The organism is Sphingomonas sp. (assembly GCF_036677245.1).
Taxonomy (GTDB): Bacteria; Pseudomonadota; Alphaproteobacteria; order Sphingomonadales; family Sphingomonadaceae; genus Allosphingosinicella.
Map to the genome: position 1 here is coordinate 93963 of NZ_JAKFCG010000011.1, position 21222 is coordinate 115184.

At 65.4% G+C, this 21222-nt stretch carries 19 protein-coding genes; 7 read left to right on the forward strand and 12 right to left on the reverse strand.

The features are described 5' to 3' along the window. Positions 1–85 precede the first annotated feature (85 nt). Entirely contained in the window at positions 86–1141 is a 1056-nt protein-coding gene (locus V6M48_RS01480; protein ID WP_332810743.1) for a class I SAM-dependent methyltransferase, read from the forward strand. A gap of 86 nt (positions 1142–1227) precedes the next feature. Continuing rightward, a complete protein-coding gene (locus tag V6M48_RS01485) occupies positions 1228–2667 on the forward strand; it encodes a right-handed parallel beta-helix repeat-containing protein (RefSeq protein WP_332810744.1) in 1440 nt (479 codons plus the stop codon). A 27-nt stretch (positions 2668–2694) separates the two neighbouring features. Here V6M48_RS01485 and V6M48_RS01490 read toward each other — a convergent pair whose 3' ends face one another. Beyond that, positions 2695–3777, reverse strand: a complete 1083-nt coding sequence (locus V6M48_RS01490; protein ID WP_332810745.1) for an EpsG family protein — start codon at positions 3775–3777, stop codon at positions 2695–2697. 109 nt (positions 3778–3886) lie between these two features. On the opposite strand from V6M48_RS01490, the gene V6M48_RS01495 reads away from it, so the two are divergent. Beyond that, the gene (locus V6M48_RS01495) at positions 3887–5026 is read left to right on the forward strand and encodes a glycosyltransferase family 4 protein (protein ID WP_332810746.1); all 1140 of its coding nucleotides are present in this window, start codon (positions 3887–3889) and stop codon (positions 5024–5026) included. Between the two features lie 51 nt (positions 5027–5077). Here V6M48_RS01495 and V6M48_RS01500 read toward each other — a convergent pair whose 3' ends face one another. The 5 genes from V6M48_RS01500 to V6M48_RS01520 form a co-directional block, all read right to left on the reverse strand. Next, complete coding sequence (locus tag V6M48_RS01500) at positions 5078–6445, reverse strand: O-antigen ligase family protein (protein WP_332810747.1); 1368 nt, start codon at positions 6443–6445, stop codon at positions 5078–5080. Next, positions 6442–7605 carry a hypothetical protein gene (locus V6M48_RS01505; protein WP_332810748.1) on the reverse strand — a complete coding sequence of 388 codons (1164 nt, stop codon included), beginning with the start codon at positions 7603–7605 and terminating at the stop codon, positions 6442–6444. The genes V6M48_RS01500 and V6M48_RS01505 overlap by 4 nt, the downstream gene beginning before the upstream one ends. A gap of 70 nt (positions 7606–7675) precedes the next feature. Beyond that, positions 7676–9892 (reverse strand): GumC family protein, encoded by a 2217-nt coding sequence (locus tag V6M48_RS01510; protein WP_332810749.1) that lies wholly within the window; start codon positions 9890–9892, stop codon positions 7676–7678. 43 nt (positions 9893–9935) lie between these two features. After that, complete coding sequence (locus V6M48_RS01515; protein WP_332810750.1) at positions 9936–10661, reverse strand: polysaccharide biosynthesis/export family protein; 726 nt, start codon at positions 10659–10661, stop codon at positions 9936–9938. 139 nt (positions 10662–10800) lie between these two features. Beyond that, complete coding sequence (locus V6M48_RS01520; RefSeq protein ID WP_332810751.1) at positions 10801–11610, reverse strand: metallophosphoesterase; 810 nt, start codon at positions 11608–11610, stop codon at positions 10801–10803. Positions 11611–11879: 269 nt separating this feature from the next. Here V6M48_RS01520 and V6M48_RS01525 point away from each other — a divergent pair, with 269 nt between their 5' ends. Then, complete coding sequence (locus tag V6M48_RS01525; RefSeq protein ID WP_332810752.1) at positions 11880–12230, forward strand: hypothetical protein; 351 nt, start codon at positions 11880–11882, stop codon at positions 12228–12230. A 98-nt stretch (positions 12231–12328) separates the two neighbouring features. After that, positions 12329–13705 carry an argininosuccinate lyase gene (argH, locus tag V6M48_RS01530; RefSeq protein ID WP_332810753.1) on the forward strand — a complete coding sequence of 459 codons (1377 nt, stop codon included), beginning with the start codon at positions 12329–12331 and terminating at the stop codon, positions 13703–13705. A 34-nt stretch (positions 13706–13739) separates the two neighbouring features. Here the strand turns inward: argH and V6M48_RS01535 are convergent, their stop codons facing one another. The 6 genes from V6M48_RS01535 to argC are packed head-to-tail and all read right to left on the reverse strand — an operon-like array spanning position 13740 to position 19377. Beyond that, the gene (locus tag V6M48_RS01535; protein ID WP_332810754.1) at positions 13740–14972 is read right to left on the reverse strand and encodes an argininosuccinate synthase; all 1233 of its coding nucleotides are present in this window, start codon (positions 14970–14972) and stop codon (positions 13740–13742) included. Between the two features lie 2 nt (positions 14973–14974). After that, the gene (locus V6M48_RS01540) at positions 14975–15463 is read right to left on the reverse strand and encodes an arginine repressor (RefSeq protein WP_332810755.1); all 489 of its coding nucleotides are present in this window, start codon (positions 15461–15463) and stop codon (positions 14975–14977) included. Further along, positions 15460–16338 (reverse strand): ornithine carbamoyltransferase, encoded by an 879-nt coding sequence (gene argF / locus V6M48_RS01545; protein WP_332810756.1) that lies wholly within the window; start codon positions 16336–16338, stop codon positions 15460–15462. Before argF ends, V6M48_RS01540 begins: the two co-directional genes overlap by 4 nt. Beyond that, positions 16335–17204, reverse strand: coding sequence for an acetylglutamate kinase (argB, locus tag V6M48_RS01550; RefSeq protein ID WP_332810757.1), 870 nt, complete (start codon positions 17202–17204; stop codon positions 16335–16337). The genes argF and argB overlap by 4 nt, the downstream gene beginning before the upstream one ends. Further along, on the reverse strand, positions 17201–18361 hold the full coding sequence (gene argJ / locus V6M48_RS01555) for a bifunctional glutamate N-acetyltransferase/amino-acid acetyltransferase ArgJ (protein ID WP_332810758.1): 1161 nt from the start codon (positions 18359–18361) through the stop codon (positions 17201–17203). The genes argB and argJ overlap by 4 nt, the downstream gene beginning before the upstream one ends. Further along, positions 18358–19377, reverse strand: a complete 1020-nt coding sequence (gene argC / locus V6M48_RS01560; RefSeq protein WP_332810759.1) for an N-acetyl-gamma-glutamyl-phosphate reductase — start codon at positions 19375–19377, stop codon at positions 18358–18360. Before argC ends, argJ begins: the two co-directional genes overlap by 4 nt. A gap of 101 nt (positions 19378–19478) precedes the next feature. Here argC and lysA point away from each other — a divergent pair, with 101 nt between their 5' ends. Together lysA and V6M48_RS01570 are read left to right on the forward strand one after the other, a co-directional pair. Further along, complete coding sequence (lysA, locus tag V6M48_RS01565; RefSeq protein ID WP_332810760.1) at positions 19479–20750, forward strand: diaminopimelate decarboxylase; 1272 nt, start codon at positions 19479–19481, stop codon at positions 20748–20750. A gap of 57 nt (positions 20751–20807) precedes the next feature. Continuing rightward, positions 20808–21200 carry a gamma-glutamylcyclotransferase family protein gene (locus tag V6M48_RS01570; RefSeq protein ID WP_332810761.1) on the forward strand — a complete coding sequence of 131 codons (393 nt, stop codon included), beginning with the start codon at positions 20808–20810 and terminating at the stop codon, positions 21198–21200. Positions 21201–21222 lie beyond the last annotated feature (22 nt).

Here is a 21222-nt window from a genome sequence, read left to right on the forward strand (position 1 = left end):
GGCGGCGGCGCCGGCCTCCTCTGCCGCGCCGCTTGATCGAGTGGAAGCGATGGCTTACCCGGGGGCGATGCAGAGCAGCAGTACAATGGCGGAGCGGACTGATCCGCTTTCGGGCCTCGGCATCGCCGATTTCCGCGATCCTGCGCTCGACAATACCGCCGGCTTCTCGATCGAGGACGATCTCAAGATCGCGCGCCTGCTGGCTTACGCTTACGACCGGTCGCGAACCTACAACGAGCTCGTCGGCATCTACGAGGAATTGCGTGTTCGCAATATTGCCAAGGAGGAGCTCGGGCCGGCCATTGTCGATGAGATCCTCGCCAGCGGCCGGCATGCTCCTGTGCCGTTGCGGGATGACGACATCATCCACGGCCACGCGATTCTCGGAAAGGTCGAGCAATATGTCGCCGATGCCGACGGAATCATGCCCAGCAAGGGCGTCATCCTCGAAAACGGCAGCAGCCACGGCAAGTATCTCCATGGCTTTTCGGCTGCGTTCGAGCGGGTCATCGCGGTCGATTTCTCGATGTGCTTTCTCGTGCTGTGCAAGAAGCTCGTCGACGAGGCGCGGCTCGAGAATGTCACCTTGATCTGTGCGAATGCCGAGCGCCTGCCGCTCGAGAGTGGATCGGTGGACTTCATCCACTCCAACAATGTCGTCGAGCATGTCAGCGACAAGGCTGCGATGTTTCGCGAAACCAGCCGGGTGCTGGCCGACGACGGGCTGCTGTTCGTGATCTCGCCGAACCACTTCACCGCTTATACCGAGCCTCATTTCGGCCTGCCGTTTTACGGCTTTATCCCACAGTCGATCCGGCGAGCCTATGTCTCGCGCAAGGTCGAGCCGCTGTCCGGCTTCGGCGTCGACGACATCAACTTGCTTTCGCTAGGCCGGCTGCACCGCCTGCTGAGGGCAGAGTTCCCCACGGTCCGGATCAGCTTCATCCCGAGCAGGCTCCGATCGACGGTGACCGGCGGACGCATCCGCGGCGCGCTCGTCAAGGCGCTCAACTCGCCGCTTGGGAAAGTCGCGAACTTCCTCATCAATCGCCTGCTGCTGGGGATCATGCCCTACCATGCGGCACTCTGCGCGAAGCAGCCATTCGCAACGTCGCGCACGGCAGGACCAAGCCAAGGTTGATGGCTTCCGCCGGTATCTTCTCCCGATAATCCATGGGTGCTCCGGAAAGCGCGGCTCGCCCATCTTCCAGCAAGGGTGAATGCCAGATGGCCACGACACGACGATCGCTGCTGGCTGGAGCCGCCGCCCTCGCCGGCTTGAGCGTCCTGCCGCATCGTCCCGCCGTGGCGGCGCAAGCCAGGCGAACCCGCCGCTTCACCCCTGAGATGTTCGGCGCGAAGGGGGACGGCGTCACCAACGACAGCGCCGCGATGGCCGCCCTGGCAGCGGCGGTGAATGCGAACGGCGGCGGCACCGTCAAATTCCGCCGCACGACCTATCTCGTTGGCGGGCAGGTTCGCGCGGCTCGGGACGATGCTTCCTATCTGTTCGAACCGGTGAGGCTTCTCGAGTTCAGCGGCTGCCGTACGGCGTTGAAGATCGTCGGCAACGGTGCGCGGCTGAAATGCGTCGAAGGCCTTCGCTATGGCGTCTTCGCCGCCGACGGCAAGCCCGCCCGGCACCCGATGCCCTATACCGGGCCCGGCCGCGCGACGCCTTATCTCTACATGATCCGGATCGCCGACTGCACCGGCCCGGTCGAAGTCTCCGATCTCGAGCTCGACGGGAGCAACACCACCCTGGTGCTGGGTGGTGAATTTGGCGACACGGGATGGCAGATCCCGGCGGTCGGGCTCGCCCTGATCGACAATCATGGCGCGGAGATCGTCCGCAACATCCACACCCACCACCACGGCCAGGACGGCTTCTACATCGATGGGCTCGCATCCCCGGCCGGGGTCGTACCGCGGCGCGAGGTCGCCGACCTCAAGTCTGAATATAACGGGCGACAGGGCTGCAGCATCGTCGGCGCCCGCGGCTATCGCTTCGAGCGGTGCCGCTTCAACCACACCGGCAAGGCGGGGTTCGCCAGCAACCCCGGCGCAGGCGTGGACATCGAGGCCGAAGGCGGAAAAACCAATCGCGACTTGCGCTTCGTCGACTGCGAGTTCGCCGACAATTACGGCTGCGGCATGGTCGCCGACACCGGCGACAGCGCCGACGTGAGCTTCATGCGTTGTTCGTTCATCGGCACGACGAACTGGTCGGCCTGGCCCTGCAAGCCAGGGTTCCGCTTCGACGATTGCCGCTTCGTCGGTGCGGTGGCGCGGGCGTTCGGCGACGGCGATCCCGCACGCGCGACGCAATTCTTCAACTGCCGCTTCCTCGACGATCCATCGCTCTCACCGACCGGCAAGATCTATCCGGGCGGAAATCCGGATCGCCCGCTCGCCGACCTGTCCGATGCCGCCAACATCCTGTTCAGCAAATGCTCCTTCCTGGCGCGGCACGAGGGCACGCTGCCGTGGTCGGTCCACGCGATCTACGAAGATTGCGTGATGGAGCAGAAATCCCCGGCCCAATCCTATCCGCGCGGAACCTTCCGCGGGCGCACGATCATCAATGGCAATGTCGACCTTTACGGATCGAAGTTCCTCGGGGAGCTGATCCTCAATGGCCGGCGCTATCCCGCTGCGGGCGGCTAGCTCGGTGGCGTTTGCGTGCTTCCCGCTTCAGAAGAACTGCGTGCCGAGCGGAAACAGCTTGTAGGGAATCCAGAAGCCCGAATTCTGGGCATAATTGAGCCACGTGAACTGGATTATCGCCGAATAGGCGATCACCCCCAGGACCACCTGGCCGTTGGGCCGTTCGCCATTGCCGAAGGCTTCCGGAAGGCGGGATAGAACGAACATCTGCAACGGTATCAGGTAGAGCGCGAGGCGATCGATCGCCGCCGAGGATGTCGATACCATCAGCAAGCCGAAAGTCGCGATCGCCGCGAACGCGAAATTCCGCCACAGCTTGCGCTGGACCGGGGTAAGGCGGAACTCCTTGTGGAACCGCAGGTAGAGCAAGGCCGGCGGAAGGCTCATCGCGCTTCGGACGAGGGCGCCCTGCGACTCATATCCGGCGTCGACATAGCCGGAAAGCAGCTTGTCGACGGCACTCTCGACCAGCAGATAATAGAGGATCGCGGCCAGCGCGACGACGATGCCCGCGGTGACGAAGCGGTTCTTCGACCCGGCAACCGCGACCAAGGGCAGGACGATGATCGCCGATTTGTGAAAGATGACGGCGCCGAAGACGTAGAAAGCGAGGCGCATGAGCGAGGTGAGCGTGATCTCCGAGCGGTCCAGCGAAGCAAGCGCAGCGAGGATGAAGCCGATAGCCGCCGCTTGCCGCGTATAGCCCATCGCCACGACGATGATGAGATAAGGGACGGCCACCAGTCCCGCGAGCCACGGGCTCGGCTGCCGGCGCGCGAACTTGATCAAACCCCAGGTGAAGATCAGGGCGCAGATGAAGTTGACGAACCAGATGTTGAGATCGAGGCGCTGCCCGAGCCAGTTGAGGAACATGTAGCCGGGATCGCCCCGGCCGAGCGACGGCCCGAGCGCGAGGTAGCGCGTCTCGGTGAACATCCGCTGATACGAGCCCCAATCGCCGCCAACCTCGTAGCGGAAGCCGATCATCAGCGCGACGAAGGCGGCTGCCGCGAGGAACAGCAGGCTGGTCTGGCTGCCGATGTTGCCGCGACGGCGATATTCCAGCGAACCCACCGCGAAAATCGAAAACAGGAGCCAATAGGGAAACACGGTCGCTCTGCCTTTACTCGGGCGCCGCCCGGCGCAATGCAGGGCTATAGTGGTTGGCGCGCGCCAGTCCACTTGTTCGGTGGCGATTGGGCGAGAGGAAAAAAGGCCGATGAGGCGCAACACGATCGTCATCTCGATCAATGCCGCCTGGAACATCGTCAACTTTCGCAGAGGCGTAATTTCGGCACTCCAGGAGCGGGGGTATCACATCGTCGCGCTGGCGCCGGACGATGAATATCGCGCGCGCCTGGAGGAAATCGGTGTCGAGCTTTGTCCGATCGCGATCGACAGCAAAGGGATGTCGCCGCTGCGCGATCTGATGCTGCTTGCTCGCTATCGCGCACTGCTGAGCCGGCTCAGGCCGGTCCTGTTCCTCGGCTATACGATCAAGCCCAACATATTCGGCTCGCTCGCCGCTCATTCGCTCGGCATTCCGGTGATCAACAACATCTCCGGGCTCGGCACCGCGTTCATCAACGAAGGGTTGCTGACCAGGATCGCGACCGGGCTTTACAAGATTGCGCTGCGCCGCTCGCACACAATCTTCTTCCAGAACGACGAGGATCGCCGGCTCTTCCTGGCGCGCAAGATCGTGCGTCCCGAACAAGCCGGGCTGCTGCCGGGATCGGGTGTCGATGTTCAGCGCTTCCGACCGGCGGAGCCGGCGGCCGGCGAGCGGGACGGCTGCACCTTTTTGTTCGTCGGGCGGCTGTTGTGGGACAAGGGCGTGCGCGAATTCGTCGAGGCGGCCCGGCTGGTGCGCGCCCGGTTGCCGAGGACAAGATTCCAGCTGCTTGGCTTCCTCGACGTTCCCAATCGCACCGCGGTCGGCCGCAGCGACGTCGACGGCTGGGTCGCGGAAGGGCTGATCGAATATCTCGGCGCTCAGAGCGACGTCAGGCCGTTCGTGGCCGCCGCCGATTGCATCGTCCTGCCTTCCTACCGCGAAGGCCTGCCACGGACTTTGCTCGAGGGCGCCGCGATGGGCAAGCCGCTGATCGCCAGCGACGTCCCCGGCTGCCGCGACGTCGTCGAGCACCGGGCGAACGGCTTGCTCTGTGCGGTTCGCGACCCGGGCTCGCTCGCCGATGCGATGATGATGATCGCCGAGATGCCGCATCAGCGCCGCGCCGAGATGGGGGCGCTCGGCCGGAGGACGGTGCAGCAAAGGTTCGATCAGCAAATCGTGATCGACCTCTATCTCGCGGCGATCGAGGCAGCGCTCGGCCGCGAACACGCTAGCGCCTGACGCAGGCCTCAGGCTGCTTCAGCCAGCAACGATCCAGATCAAGCACCCGCGTCAGTCAGCCGTGAGATGCCTTGCCTCTGCGGCACGATCGCGATCGCGTTGACGAACCCACGGCCTCGTCTCGGCCATCAGCGCGCAGCAGAAGACGAACACGGCGCTGATCGCGGCGGTGCGGAGCGGGTAGTCGACGACGCTGTGGGCCAGGATCGCCGCCGAGGCGATCGTCGCCGCGCGCGCGAAATGATCCTCTTCCTCCGAGCGCCAGACCGCCACCACGCGCCATGCCCACCACAGCAGGAACGCGCCGATCAGCAACAGGCCCGGCAAGCCCGTCTCCAACGCCAGCTCCAGATAGTCGCTGTGCGTGTGGTTGACGTAGGTCGTGGTCAGCGTCGTTGGCTCTTCGTACATCGGATAGATTGTCTTGAAGCTGCCGATCCCCGAGCCGAATGGAAAATAATCGCCCGCGGCCTCGATCGTGGTCGTGAAGGACGTGTAGCGCGACACCGGCGAGACGCGCGCTTCGGTGGCGGTGAGATTGTTGCCAAGCGGCCCGCTGAACACGAGCAGCAGCCCCCCCACCGCGAGTGCGGCGACCGGGACGATCGACCAGATCGGGATCCGCCGCTTGAGCGAGAGCACCATCAAGCCGCTCGCGGCAAGCACCGGCACCATCAGGCCCAGCGCGGCAAGCGATCCGTTGATCGCGATGCCGACGACGACGAGCCCGATCGCGCCCGCAAGGATCACCATCAATCCCGACGCTTGCCGGCTGGCGCGCGCGCCCTTGCCGCGCCCGACGACATAAAGCGCGGCCAGGAATGGGATCGTCACGACCAGCAAGGTTCCGAAATGATTGGCGTTCGAGAAGAAGCCTGTCGCGACGCCGTAATTGGTGATTTCATAAAGGTAGGCCGTGTCGCTTCCCGCGCGCTGGAGGGCGCCGATCGCGATTCCGGCCGCGACGACGGCGATCAGGGTCCATGCGATCCAGGCGGGGTGGAATGCCCCGAGCCGCACCGTCGCCAGCAGCACCGCCAGCGCCGGCAGCAACCACAAGGCTGACGCGACGGTAGGATAGGGCGTGGTCGAAATCGGCAGCCACGGCAAGGTCATGCCAAGCGCCTGATAACCGGCGACGATCTCTTCTCGTCCGGGGAAATTCCTCCAGACACCCGGTGGCAGAGGGATCAGCTGGAGGATGATCAGAGCAAGCACCGCGACGGCGAACCCGAGCAATTGCCTGCCCGCACGCGGGACCGGCGTTGAACGCCGCTCGATCAGCGCCCATGCGATGATGACCAGCGCCAGCAGCTGCAGGAACGCGTTGGCAAAATGACCGGCGGCGCTCGCTCCGCCGAAGGTGAGGCAGAGCACGAGAAACACCGGCACGATCGCCGGGCGCAGACTTTGTCTCACGATGCGCCGCCCATCTTCTGGATCTTCAGGTTACGAATTGAAACGCTCTCATTCTTGGGAAACTCGGTCGGCTCGCCGATCAGCTGCAGCCATTGGCCGGGGCAGGAAGCGGGCACCGTGAAGGCGGCCGCGACGGTCCGCCCTGCATAGGTGATGTTCGCGAGTGGCAGTGACAGCGGCGTGGTCTTGCCGTCGAGGCACTGCACGCGCCAGATGATGCGATGGGCCGGCCCTTTCAGGTCGCCCTCGGCATGGAATGACAGCCGGTAGGGGCCCGGGGGGAGCGCAAGGAGCTGAGACGCGAGCTCCGAATCGGCGCGGCCATAATATTCCACCTCCAGCGATTTGCCTTTGTCCATCTCCGCAACGCCGGTGTTCGACGAGTTGAGGCGCCAGTTGAACGGCGGCAGCCCTGGCCGGCCTTCGAAATCGCCGTCATAGACGAGATTGTCGCCGGTTCCGGCCGCTCCGCCAAAATAGGCCCAGAGCTGCCGCGCACGCGCAACCCTGCCCTGTTTCACTAGTGCGTCCATCAGTGCCTGCCGCCAATCGCCAACGTCCTGCGTTGCCGTCCGCCTATTTCCCGCGAGCTGAAGGACGAGTTCCGGATTGTTGCCCTTGGTCGCAAGGTGGTTCAGCACGAGCTCGAGGATGCGAGGGTCGCTCTGGAGCATCTGCCGCAATGTCGGCCGGATCTTCGGATCCTGCGCCATGCGCGCGAGTTCGGGCACGAACACACCCTCGCTCTCGGGCATCAAGCGGCTCAGGATCGTCATATCCGCGATCGCGCGCGTAACGTCCCCGCGGCGCAGCGAGAGTTCGAGCATGAACAGCCGGGCGACGCGCGAGCGGGCATTTCTCCTCAGTGCGTGCGACAAGAAGCGATGGGCACCCTGCTGGTCTCGACGGAGCAGCCGGTCGATCCCGGCGAGCAGGAATGGCTCTTCCATCAGCGGCGCCCGCACCAGCGCCTCGCGCGCGACCCTTTTCACGACCGGGCGCACCCTGTCCATTCGCCTGCGCATCTCGATATTGACCAGCCCGGCGTTGACCCGCGGGTCTTCGGGCGCGAAGAAAGCCGCGACGCGGGGGCGGCTCAGGCCCATCTCGCTGACGATGGCCATCCGGATGATCAGCCAGCCAAAGAACGCTGCCGCCACCAACGCTACGGCCAGTGCGCGCCACCTTTGCTTGACCGGACCGAGATCGAACCCGCGCCCGTGCCTCCCTTTACGCTTCATGGTTCGCGATCAGCCGGATCTCACGCTCACGATTTTCGAGCTCGTTCTCGCCGCCATAACGGTAAGGCTCATAATCATAGCCATATTCGGCGGCACGCGAGCGATATTTGGTCAGCACCACGCCAACGATATGACTTCCCGAAGATTGCAGCCGCCCGACAGCGTCCGCTGCCGCCCTCGTCCGGGTCTTGCCGCTTTCGACCACCATCAAGGTCGCGCGACAGACAGCGCCGAGCAGGGGTGCGTCGGCCAGGCCAAGCACAGGCGGCCCGTCGACGATCACCATGTCATACTGGCTCGCACCCTCGGCGAGGAGGGCCTTGAGGCGCGGCGACGCCAGCAGCTCCGCGGGATTGGGCGGCAGCGGGCCGCAGGGCACCAGCCAAAGATTGTCCTGATAGGTTTTCAGGGCATGACTGCTGATCGTATCCTGATTGGTCAGCAGCTTCGAGAGGCCGATATTCGGCTCCGTGCCGGTCACGAACGCGGGCTTGCGCAGATCGGCATCGATCAGCAGCACCTTGTAGCCAAGGCTCGCGAAGTTTTGCGCGAGCGCCAAGGTGGTGCTCGACTTGCCCTCCGCCGCCCGCGTGCTCGTGACGAGCATCGTCGTCGGGGCGCCGGTGTCGGTCGAGAATTGCAGTGCTGTCCGCAGCGAGAAATAGGCCTCCGAAATCGGCGAAGTATGATCCTTCAGCTCCTCCGAAAGTGAGGCATCGCCCTGCTTTCGCGGAATCGTGCCGAGCGGCGTCAGGCGAAGCTTGTCGCGGACATCGTCGGGCGTCTTGATCACGTCGTTCACGAACTCGATACCCAGCGCGCCGCCGACGCCACCGATCAGTCCCAGAGCGAGCCCGATCGCGAGATTTATCGGAAGGTTGGGGCTATAAGGCGCGCCTGGAACATCGGCGCGATCGACGACCGAGACCTGGTTCGTGCCGATGCCGCCGGCAACGCCGATTTCCTTGTAGCGCTGCAGCAGCGCATCATAGAGCGACCGGTTCGTATCCACCTCGCGCTGCAGAATATTGTAGCGGATGTTACGATTGCGCATACCCAGCACTTGGGTCTTGAGCTGCTCGACTCGCGCATTCAGCTTTTTCTCGGCAGCCGCCATCGCCTGATATTCGGCGAGGGCGCTGACAGTCCTGCCGCTGGCGACCGTGCCGGCCTCCTGAGCGATCAGAGCATCCAATGAATTGATCCGGCTGCGCAACCGCACCATCTCCGGATAATCGGGCTTGAACGTCGTCAGCTTCGATTGATATTCCGATTCGAGCTGCGCTTTCTGATTGCGATACACCGAGGTGCTCTGCGCGACCTCGGCGGTATTGTCCTTGTTGCGGAACTGACGATAGGCCTCCTCGGAGGCAATCCGCTTCGCCTCGATGTCGGAGAGCGCCTGGTTGAGCGCGATCATCGTCTCGCCGGTGAGCGAGCTCGCATCGCCGCCGACCATCGAAGCCTCCTTGGCGGTGCTGACGATACCTTGCTGCTGCGCGTAGGCCGTGAGGATACGCTCCGATCGCTCCAGCTCCCTTTTCACCTTCCGGATCTGGCTCTGCAGGAACTGCCGGGCATACGAGGTCGCCTCGTACCGCCGCTCGAGATTGGTGTTGATGAAGCTGTCGGCAAAGCCGTTCGTGATCCGCGCCGCCAGATCGGGCGAGGGAGACGAGTAGCTGATCGTGACCAGCCGGCTGCCCGGGCTCGGATCGACGGACAGATTGCCCGCCAGGATCGCTGCGGCGATCTTCTGCCGGGTGGCACGATCGGCTTCGGAATCAAGAAAATCCTGGTTCGAAGCGAGGTTCAGCTCCTGGGCGACGCGCGCCGCAAGCGTGCGGCTGCGCAGCAGGCCATATTGGGTGGCAAGAAAGTTGCTGTCGTTGCCAGAGCTGCTCCGTCCTTTCGAATCCTCGAAAGCTTCGACGGTCGGCGGATTGAGCTCGAGGGTGGCCGAGGCGCGGTACAGGGGACGGGTCAGCAACGTCAGGATGATCGCCGCGGCCAGCGCGACCGCAACCGAGCCCAGAATGAGCCAGCGCCACTCCGAGATGATCCTCCACATCGTCGCGACATTGAGGTCGATCAGCCCGGAGGAACGCGGTCCCCACTGCTGAGGCAGGGCCAGGTCGCCGCCATGCTGGGCCGCCAGCGGCCAGACGGGAGTCCCACCCGTGGGCTGTAGCTCATTCTTGCTCATAAATAACGAGTAGGCCTTTCAAACGTCGCGCGGAGGCGCCTGATCACCAGATACCGAGAATGGGATTGAACACGCCGATGACTGGTAACGCCATCATGAACTGATTGTAAATCGAACGGACGTTCGAGCCATCGACTACGATGATGTCGCCGCTGTAGACTTGCGGATCCGGCGCCTTACCCTTGCGGATCGTGGTGAGGTCGAAAGCCGCTCCCATCCTTTTGCCCTCGATCTGGCGGAAGATCGCAACGCGGTGCGGGTTAGCCTCGCCGTTCACGCCCCGCGCCATCGCGATCGCCTGGAGCAGTGTGGTTGGGCCATTGATCGCCATCTGGCCGGGCGAGTTCACCGCACCATCGATCGTGATGTTGCGGCGCGCCGACGACTTCAGCGCCACCGACACGTCCGGGTTCTGCAGATATTTTTCGGAAAGACGCGCCGTGACCGCCTTGTCGAGCTCGCGCAACGTGAGGTCCGCCGCCCTGAGGGTGCCGGCGAGAGGCAGATCGATGTTGCCCATCAAATCGACCTCGAACTCGCCCGAAAGATCGTTCACCTGGTAGACGGCCACTTTGACCGTATCCATCGGCGCGATCTTGTAGTCGTCATCGACGGTCGTGATGACCTGACTGTCCGGCTGCTTGAAATCGGCGACATTGTAGGGAATCGGCCCGCCGCGCGTTCCCTGGAAGCAGCCCGCCAGGAGCAGTATGCTGGCGGCAGCGCCAATCGCGACAACGGCGTTCGCCAGCCGCGCGCACGCGCGCATTCGCTTCGCCAGTATCACTGCGACAAGCCCCTCTTGCTGTTAACCACGTGCCACCTCTTAAGATTTTCTGCGTTCCTCGCCAAGGCGAGATTACCCTGTGCTGAACCGGATTGCCACTCTGCGCCGCCAATCGCGGCGATCAAGCCGCGGCGGACACGTATCCAAGCGAGCGTCCCTCGCCGGCCTCGGTCGCGAGAAACCAGCGTCTTTCGTCCTCGATCGCGAGCGCCGTCAGGATACCGCTCTGATAGGCACCGGTGTCGATGCCGATGCGGTTGCGCCGCTCCTCGACCTGGTCGACGATCGTGTGGCCATGGACGACGACGCAGCCATGCTCCTTCGCGTCGGTCAGGAAAGGCTCCCTGATCCAGCGCAGGTCGGATTTGTCCTGCGCATCGATCGCGACGCCGGGTCGAATGCCGGCATGGACGAACAGATAGTCGCCGAACCGGAACGTGTCGGCGAAGCTCTCCAGGAAGCGGCGATGCTCGGCCGGGATCTTCGCCTGGAGGAGCCTGATCGCGTCCCCCTCCTCGCGGTGGCGCAGCGCCTCGGCATCGATGCCGTAGCTCTCGAGACATTCGGCGCCGCCGAATTTGAGCCAGCTGGCGAGGATCTTCTTCTCGCCGGCGAGGATGCGAAGCAGCACCTCCTCGTGATTGCCGCCGAGGAATATCACCTGCGCTCCCGCCGGCCTGTAGCCGCGCAGCCGTTCGACCACCCCCGCCGAGTCGGGTCCGCGGTCGATCAGGTCGCCGAGGAAGATGATGAACTCCTTCTTCCCCGGGCGCGCGGCGCGATCGGCGTCGATCCGCTGGAGGAGCAGCTCGAGCAGGTCCAGCCGCCCGTGAATGTCGCCGATCGCATAGGCGCGCGCGCCCGCCGCGCCTTTCGGCGCGCTGGCGTCGGCGGTCAGCAAACCGCGCGAAATCCTTTTGAACAGACCCATCAAAGCGTTATCGCTACCTTTACGAGCCCCAAAAGCTCCAACAGCACGGCTTTTCCCCAACCGCGATTCGCCCGCAGCGAGTGCAAGCGATCCTGGCGCACGTTCGAGGCCAAGCGATTCTAGCTGCTGCCTCGGGCCGGCGCAATCAATCTATACGCCAGCGCGGCCAAGCGGTTCCACGCAACGATCTGCCGACGGCCATCATAGCGCTTTCCTTGATCAGCTGGATTGGCCAAAGCCTCACCGTAAGCGATGCCTGGGGCAGCGAAATGGATTATTTCGGATTCAAGCTGGGGATCGTGACGGCGACCGGCCTCGACATGGACGCGCTTCACGTCCACGCCGGGATCATCGTCCAGCTGCTTGCGGCCCTGATCCTGAGGCGGTCGCTGCGAAGCCCGCTGCCGTGGCTGGTTGTCCTGGTCGCCGTGCTGGCCAACGAAGCTTATGATCTCCATTATGATCCTTGGCCCGCATGGCAGCGCGCGTGGCAGATCGCCGAGAGCGTCAAGGACGTGTGGAACACGCTTGCGATGCCGACCCTGCTCGCGCTGCTCGCGCGTTTCGCGCCGCGCCTGCTCACCGCGCCGAGCCACGGCGGCCCCGACCCCGAGCCCTGATCGGGCGCAATCTTGCGCCTCACCGCCCTTTTCCTTACCGCAGCCGCGAGCGGGCGAGGAGAGCGAAGATTAGCGACGATGGCGACAAATCGAACCGGATGTGGGGTGGTCGCTTCGCCGCGGGGCCGTCCGCGATCATGCGCGAGATCAACGCTTCGATCGGCTTCGACAAGAGGTTCTGGCGCGAGGATATCCAGGCGTCTCTCGCGCACGTGACGATGCTCTCGGCCCAGGAGATCATCACTGCTGGCGACGCCGCGGCGATCCGCGAGGGACTGCTTCGCATCGCCGCCGAATATGAGCAGGACGGCGTCCCCGAGGACCTCGCGCTCGAGGATATCCACATGCATGTCGAGCATCGGCTGGCGGAGCTGATCGGCCCCGTCGCCGGGCGGCTGCATACCGCGCGCTCGCGCAACGACCAGGTCGCGACCGACTTCCGCTTGTGGGTGCGCAACGCGATCGACGAGGTCGATCGCGCGCTGGCGGGACTGCAGGGCGCGCTGGTCGATCGTGCCGATCAGCATGCAGCGGATGTGATGCCTGGCTTCACCCACCTCCAGATCGCGCAGCCGGTCACGCTCGGCCACCATCTCATGGCCTATCACGAGATGCTCCGCCGCGATCGATCGCGCTTCGCCGATGCGCGCGCGCGGCTCAACGAATCCCCGCTGGGCTCGGCGGCGCTCGCCGGCACCGGCTTCCCGATCGATCGCGATGCGACAGCGAAGGTATTGGGCTTCGATCGGCCGACCGCCAATTCGCTCGATGCCGTCTCCGACCGCGATTTCGCGCTGGATTATCTGATGGCCGCGACCCAATGCGCGCTGCACCTGTCGCGGCTGGCCGAGGAATTCATCATCTGGGCGAGCCAGATGTTCGGCTTCGTCGAGCTGCCGGACGAATATTCGACGGGCTCGTCGATCATGCCGCAAAAGCGCAATCCCGACGCCGCCGAGCTGGTGCGCGGCCACGCCGGGCGCATCGTCGGCGCGACCACCGCGCTGAGCGTGACGATGAAGGGCCTGCCGCTCGCTTATTCGAAGGACATGCAGGACGATAAGCCGCCGGTGTTCGAGGCGCACGACCTGCTCGGCCTGTCGATCGCCGCGATGACCGGAATGGTCGAGACCAGTCGGTTCAACGTCGCGCGGATGCGCGCCGCCGCCGAGGCCGGCCATGCCACGGCGACCGATTTCGCCGATTGGCTGGTGCGGGTTGCCGGCATCCCGTTCCGCGAGGCGCACCACATCACCGGCCAGGCGGTCAGGCTCGCCGACAAGCGCAATGCCGCCTTGTCCGAGCTTCCGCTCGAGGCACTGCAGGCAATCGATGCGCGCATCGATGCACGCGTGCTCGACGTGCTCAGCGTCGACGCCTCGGTCTCGGCGCGCAACAGCTACGGCGGCACCGCGCCCGAGCGTGTGCGCGAGCAGGCGGCGAAGGCGAAGGCAGCGCTGCAGGCCGAAGAGTGACTTTTCCCCTCCGGCGCGGAGGGGAAATTCAAGTCTAGTCTTGCGGCCGCCGATCGCGGGCCGCCGCAATCCGCAGCCGCAACGCATTGAGCTTGATGAAGCCGGCGGCATCGCGCTGGTCGTAGGAGCTGGTGCCCTCCTCGAAGGTCACCAGATCCTGGTCGTAGAGCGCCAGCGGGCTCTCGCGGCCGATCACCGTCGCATTGCCCTTGTAGAGCTTGACCCGCACAGTGCCGGCGACATGCTCCTGGCTCTTGTCGATCAGCGCCTGGAGCATCTCGCGCTCGGGCGAGAACCAGAAGCCGTTGTAGATCAGGCTGGCGTAGCGCGGCATGATCTCGTCCTTGAGATGCATCGCACCGCGATCGAGCGTGATCGATTCAATGCCCCGGTGCGCCGCCAGCAGGATCGTCCCGCCCGGAGTTTCGTAGACGCCGCGCGACTTCATGCCGACGAAGCGGTTCTCGACGAGATCGAGCCGGCCGATGCCATTGTCGTGGCCGAGCTGGTTGAGCCGCGTCAGCAGCGCCGCCGGCGACAGAAGCTCGCCGTCGATCGCGACCGGGTCTCCCCGTTCGAACGCGATGCTGATCACGGTCGGCTTGTCGGGCGCGTCCTCCGGCGAGAGCGTGCGCTGGTGGACATATTCGGGCGCCTCGACCGCGGGATCCTCGAGCACTTTGCCTTCCGACGAGGAATGGAGAAGGTTGGCGTCGATCGAGAAAGGCGCCTCGCCCCTCTTGTCCTTGGCGATCGGAATCTGGTGCTGCTCGGCGAAGGCGATCAATTGCTCGCGGCTGGCGAAATCCCACTCGCGCCACGGCGCGATGACCTTGATGTCGGGCTCGAGCGCATAATAGCCAAGCTCGAAACGCACCTGATCGTTGCCCTTGCCGGTGGCGCCGTGGCAGACCGCGTCGGCGCCGACCCTGCGCGCGATCTCGATCTGGCGCTTGGCGATCAGCGGCCGTGCGATCGAGGTGCCGAGCAGATATTGGCCCTCATAGACGGTGTTGGCGCGGAACATCGGGAAGACGTAGTCGCGCACGAACTCCTCGCGCAGGTCCTCGACGAAGATGTTGTCGGCCTTGATGCCGAGCAGCAGCGCCTTCTGGCGCGCCGGCTCGACTTCCTCGCCCTGCCCGAGATCGGCGGTGAAGGTGACGACCTCGGCGCGATATTCGGTCTGCAACCACTTGAGGATGATCGAGGTGTCGAGGCCGCCCGAATAAGCCAGCACAACCTTCCTCGGCTTGGTATCGCTCATTTTCACTCCTGGCCCGCGAGCGCGCGGAAACGGTGCAGCACGACGCCCATCGGATAGCCGTCGCGCACGACAAGAAACAAAGTGTCGTCGCCGGACACGGTGCCGGCGACTTCGGGTGGGGCGGCATGGTCGATCGCCGAGCCGACGAGGTGCGCCGATCCCGGCGGCGTCTTGAGCACGATGATGTTGCCCGCCGCTTCGGCCGAGATCACCCATTCGCTCAGGATCCGCGCCAGCCGATCGGCGGACCAGTCGCTTTCGGCGAACTGTTCGGGCAGTGCGTAGCCAAGCACGCCGCCGCGCTTGACCTTGACCGCGCCCAGTTGCTCGAGATCGCGCGACACCGTCGCCTGGGTCACCGCAAAGCCGAGCGAAGCGAGCTTTTCGGTCACTTCCTCCTGGCTGGCGATCGGCTGGCCGCGGATCAGCTCCGAAATCGCCTTCTGCCGACGCGCGCGTGACGGGGTCCCGGTGCCGAACGTCTCGATCATGCGCCGAGCATCCACGCCATCGCGCCGCGCGCGGTGTGCATCCGGTTCTCGGCCTGGCGCCAGACCGCGCTCCTGGCGCTGTCCATCACGCCATCGGTGACTTCATGGCCGCGCTTGGCCGGAAGGCAGTGCAGGAACCAGGCGTCGTCCGCCTGCGCCATCAGGCTTTCGTCGACGCGATAGGGCGCGAGCGCCTCGTTGCGCGCCTCCGCCTCGTCGTCCTGGCCCATCGATACCCAGACATCGGTGTAGACGAACTGCGCGCCTCTGACCGCTTCGCCCGGATCGCCGGTCTGCGTCACCGCCGCGCCGAAGCCGCCGAGTTCCTCGGCCGAGAAGCCATAGCCGTCCGGGCTGGCGACCCTCAGCTCGACCCCAAGCAAGGCGCAGCCCTGCGCCAGCGAGCGCGCGACATTGTTGGCATCGCCGATATACGCGATGCGCGCACCCTCGAGCGTGCCGCGCAATTGCTTGACGGTGAGGAGATCCGCCAGCGCCTGCAGCGGATGATCGCTGTCCGACAGCATGTTGAGCACCGGCACGTCCACGGCGGCGGCGAGCTGGTCGAGATGGCCGTGGTCCATCACCCGCGCTGCGATCAGCGAGTGGTAGCAGGCAAGCGTGCGCGCGACGTCCTCGGCGCTTTCGCGCGTGCCGAGGCCGACCTCGTCCTTCTGGATATAGACCGGATGGCCGCCGAGCTGCACGACCGCCATTTCCATCGAGTTGCGCGTCCGCGCGCTCGGCTTCTGGAAGACCAGAGCGACGCCTTTGCCGGCAAGCGGCCGCCCGGGAGCATCGCCTGTCGACAGGTCGAGAATGCGGCCGAGCGAATCCCGGTCGAGCGCCGCGATCGTCAGCAGATCCCGGCTCACCAGTCGCGCTCCCGCTTGATCATCGTCCCTACTCCCTCGTCGGTCAGCAGCTCGATCAGCAGCGCATGCGGCACGCGCCCGTCGATGATATGCGCGGTGCCCACCCCGGCCTCGCACGCATCGGCGCAGGAGCGCAGCTTCGGGATCATGCCGGCGCTGACGCTCTCATGCTCGATCCGCTCGCGAAGCTCGGCGCAGCTCAGGCGGCGGATCAGGCTGTCGGGATCGTTGACGTCCTCCATCAGCCCCGGCGCGGCGGTGAGATAGACGATCTTCTCGGCGCCCATCGCCACCGCGATCGCCCGCGCCGCTTCGTCGGCGTTGATGTTATAGGGTTGGCCGGTCGCGTCGGCGCCGATCGTCGAGACCACCGGAGTCAGGCCATCGTCGAGCAATTGGTGGAGCAATCCCGCGCGGACGCTCTCGACGTCGCCGACAAAGCCCAATGAGCCGTCGCGTGGCGTGACGGTGAGCAGCCCGCCATCCTCGCCCGAAACGCCGACCGCGACCGGCTCTTCGAGCACCTCGCGGTTGATCGTGGCGACGAGGTCGCGGTTGACCTTGCCGACCAGCACCATGCGCACGATCTCGAGCGTCTCGGCGTCGGTCACGCGCAAGCCGTCGCGGAACTCCGGCTCCTTGCCCATCCTGCGCATCACCGCGTCGACCTGCGGACCGCCGCCGTGGATCAGCACGCAGCGCACGCCGACACTGCGCAGCAGCAGCACGTCCTGCGCGAGCGCGCGGTCGAGCTCGACATCGATCGCGGCGCCGCCGAGCTTGACGACCACCGATTTGCCGGCGAAGCGGCGGATATAGGGGAGCGCCTGGACGAGAACGTCGGCGGTTACGGCAGCGTCTCTCATGATGTCTTGCTGTTTTCCTTGATGTAGCCTGGGCCGAGATCGATCCCGAGCACCTGCGCCTCGCCCGCGCCGAGACCGAGATCGACGAGGATATCGACCTCCTTGCGCTTCATATGGGCAGCGACGGCGGCTTCGTCGTGCGGCACGCCGACGCCGCCCGCCGCGACCAGGATGCCGCCGTAGGACACCTGGGTCGGCTCGGTCTCGAACGCCACGCCGGCCGAGCCCGCCGCTCCCAGCAGCCGCCCCCAATAGGGGTCGCCGCCGTGCCAGGAGCATTTGATCAGATTGTTCTCGGCGATGGACTTGGCGGCGGTCCGCGCCTCGCCGTCGCTCGACGCGCCGGTCACGCGGAGCCGGACCAGCTTGGTCATGCCCTCGGCGTCATAAGCCATCTGCAAGGTCAAATCCTCGCACAATTTGTGCACCGCGTCGGCGAACTCGGCCATGTCGGGCCTCCCCTTGCGGCCGGAGGCGAGCAGGAAGACGGTGTCGTTGGTCGAGGTCGCGCCGTCGACGTTGAGCGTATTGAAGGTGCGGTCGACCGCCTGCTTCAGGATGCGCTGCAGCTCGTCGCGCTCGACATCCGCATCGGTGGTGAGGAACGCCAGCATCGTCGCCATATTCGGCGCGATCATCCCGCAGCCCTTGGCCATGCCGCCTAGAATGAACGTCGATCCTTCGATCACCGCCTCCTTGGCGGCCTTGTCGGTGGTGAGGATGCCTTTGGCAGCGTCGTGCGCCCCGTCGACCGACAGTTTCTTGGCGAGCTTCGGGGTCGCGGCGAGGATCTTGTCGATCGGCAATGGCGTGCCGATGATCCCGGTCGAGCAGACCAGCACGTCCTCGGCCGAGCAGCCGACAGCGTCGGCGGCGGCGCGGCACATCGCCTGCGCATCGCGCAGCCCCGCCTCGCCCGTCCCGGCATTGGCGTTGCCCGAATTGACGATGATCGCTGCCGCGCGCCCGCCATTCTCCTCCAGGGTGCGGCGGTCGAGCTGCACCGGCGGGGCGCAGAATTTGTTCTGGGTGAAGACGGCGGCCGTCGTCACCGGCTTGGCATCGACGGTCGCGACCAGCGCCATGTCGTAGCGCCGCCGCTTCACCCCCGCGTGACATCCGGCGGCAACGAACCCTTCGGCAGCAGTAACGCTCATGGATAGACCCCGACAGTGGAAAGCCCGGCCCGCTCATCGAAGCCGAGCATCAGATTGGCGCATTGGATCATCTGCCCGGCCGCCCCCTTGACGAGATTGTCGAGCGCCGAGATGGCGAGCACCCGCCCGGTCCGAGGATCGTAGCGCGCGGTGACGTGGACAGCATTGGAGCCCAAGGTCCATTTGGTCGCCGGCGACTGATCGGTGACATGGACGAACGGCTCGTCCGCATAGGCGGCGCGCAACGCCTCGAGCGGCGCGCCTGCGTCCATCTCGCGTGTCGCGGTGCCATAGCAGGTCGCGAGGATACCGCGGTTGATCGGCAGCAGGTGCGGCGTGAACAGCACGCGCGCGCCGAGCGAGGCCTCCATCTCCGCCGTGTGGCGGTGGTTGAGCAGGCCGTAAGCCGAGAAGGACTCGGCGACGGTGTTGAAATGCGACGATTCCTTGAGCGCCCGTCCGGCGCCGGTCACTCCGGAGGCGGCATCCACCACGAGGCTGGCGGGATCGACCAGTCCGGCATCGACCAGCGGCTTGAGCGCGAGGATGGCGGCGGTCGGATAGCAGCCGGCGGCAGCGACGCAGCGGGAGGCGGCGATCGCCGCGCGGTGAAGCTCGGGAATGCCGTATACGAAGCGGTCGAGCAGCTCGGGCGCGTGGTGCGGCTCGCCATACCATTGCTGATAGACGTCGGCATCGCGCAGCCGGAAATCGGCACCGAGATCGACAAAGGCGATGTCGCGCCCGAGGATTTCGCTGGCGAGTGTCTGCGATTGGCCATGCGGCAGCGCCGCGAAGACGAGATCGATGCCGGTCAGCGCGTCGGGTGAAAAACGCTCGACAAATGCGCCGGGATAGGCGAGCGCGAGCTGCGGATGCACGGCCGCCAGTGCGGAACCCGCTTGGCTGTCCCCGAACAAGCGGCTTGGCTCGAGCTCGGGATGCGCGGCGCACAGCCGGAGCAGCTCCGCACCGACGAAGCCCGACGCACCAAAAATGGCGACTCGAATTGACATCGCGGGCCTATGCACATGCGTGCATAATTATGCAACCCGTAGCTTGTTGAATTTTGGCAGAGCCGATATAGGCCGCGCTCCTTCCTCGACTGACTGGCGCCATGGACCATTTCCAACTCCTCAACGGGATCATGCACTGCGAGGACGTTCCCTTGCCCACCATCGCCGCAGCGGTAGGAACGCCGGTCTATGTCTATTCGACCGCGACGATGCGGCGCCACGCGCGCATCTTTCGCGAGGCGCTCGCCGATCTCGCCGACCCGCTGATCGCCTATGCGGTCAAGGCCAACCCCAATGCCGCCGTGCTCGCGACCCTGGCACGCGAGGGCCTCGGCGCCGACGTCGTTTCGGGCGGCGAGTATCAGCGCGCGATCGCCGCGGGGATCGCGCCCTCGCGCATCGTCTTTTCGGGCGTCGGCAAGACAGCGGCGGAGATGGCGCTGGCGCTCGAGGGCGGCCTCTACCAGTTCAATCTCGAATCGCTCGCCGAAGCGGAGATGCTGTCCGACGTCGCGACCGCGCTCGGCAAGGTCGCGCCGGTCGGCTTCCGGATCAATCCGGACGTCGATGCCAACACCCACGCCAAGATCACCACCGGCGCTGCGCACAACAAGTTCGGCGTGCCGATCGCCGAAGCGCTCGCCGCCTATGAGCAGGCACGCGCGCTCAGCGGCCTCGCGATCCAGGCGGTCACGGTGCATATCGGCAGCCAGCTCACCGATCTTGCGCCGCTGCGCCGCGCGTTCGAGAAGGTCGGCGCTCTGATCGGCGAGCTGCGCGCCGCCGGCCACGACATTCAGGTTGCCGATCTCGGCGGCGGGCTTGGCGTTCCTTACGACCCGGCCTTGCCGGTGCCGCCGCTGCCGGCCGCCTATGGCAAGATGGTCGCCGAGGTGACCCGCGATTGGGGCGTGCGCCTCGTCTTCGAGCCCGGCCGGCTGATCGTCGCGAACGCCGGCGTGCTGCTCACCGAGGTGATCCGGGTGAAGCCGGGCGCGCTCGATCCGTTCGTGATCGTCGATGCCGCGATGAACGATCTGATGCGCCCCAGCCTCTACGATGCCTGGCACGGCATCGAAGCCGTCGCGCCCAAAGGCGCCAACATGGTCGCCAACGTGGTCGGGCCGGTCTGCGAAAGCGGCGACACGTTCGCGACCGGGCGGCCGATCGATCAGGTCGAGGCGGGCGATCTGCTCGTGTTCCGCACCGCCGGTGCCTATGGCGCAACGATGGCAAGCACCTACAACAGCCGTCCGCTCACCCCCGAAGTGGTGGTCGATGGCGACAAATGGGCGGTGGTGCGCGAGCGCCGCAGCATCGAAGCGATGATGCGCGAGGAAAAGATGCCCGAGTGGCTGCGCGCAAGCGCCTGATCGTTCTCGCCTGACCCCGGATAGGATATGCCCGGCTGATCGAAGGAGGCCCTGCTGGTGGAAGAGGACGATCGACCGCTGGTGCGGCTTTTCTCATACGGGACGTTGCAATGGCCGCAGGTGCAGATCGCGACCTTCGGCCGCTTGGTGGAAGGACGGCCGGATGCGCTGACCGGCTTTCGCCTCAGCGCGTGTGCGATCAGCGATCCCAAGGTCGTCGAAACGAGCGGCGCCGCCATCCACACCATTGCTCGGCCGAGCGGTGATCCCAGCGACCGGATCGAAGGCGTGGTTTTCGCCATCACCGCGGCCGAGCTGCAGGCCGCCGATCTTTACGAGGTCGACGCGGTTCGCGCCGAGGTGACGCTCGCATCGGGCGCCAAGGCCTTCGTCTATATCGGGCGCAACGCAGGCAGCGGTTCCGATCCCGTTAATCAATCGGTGCGATAGAATTTTTCACGAGCCAAATTCG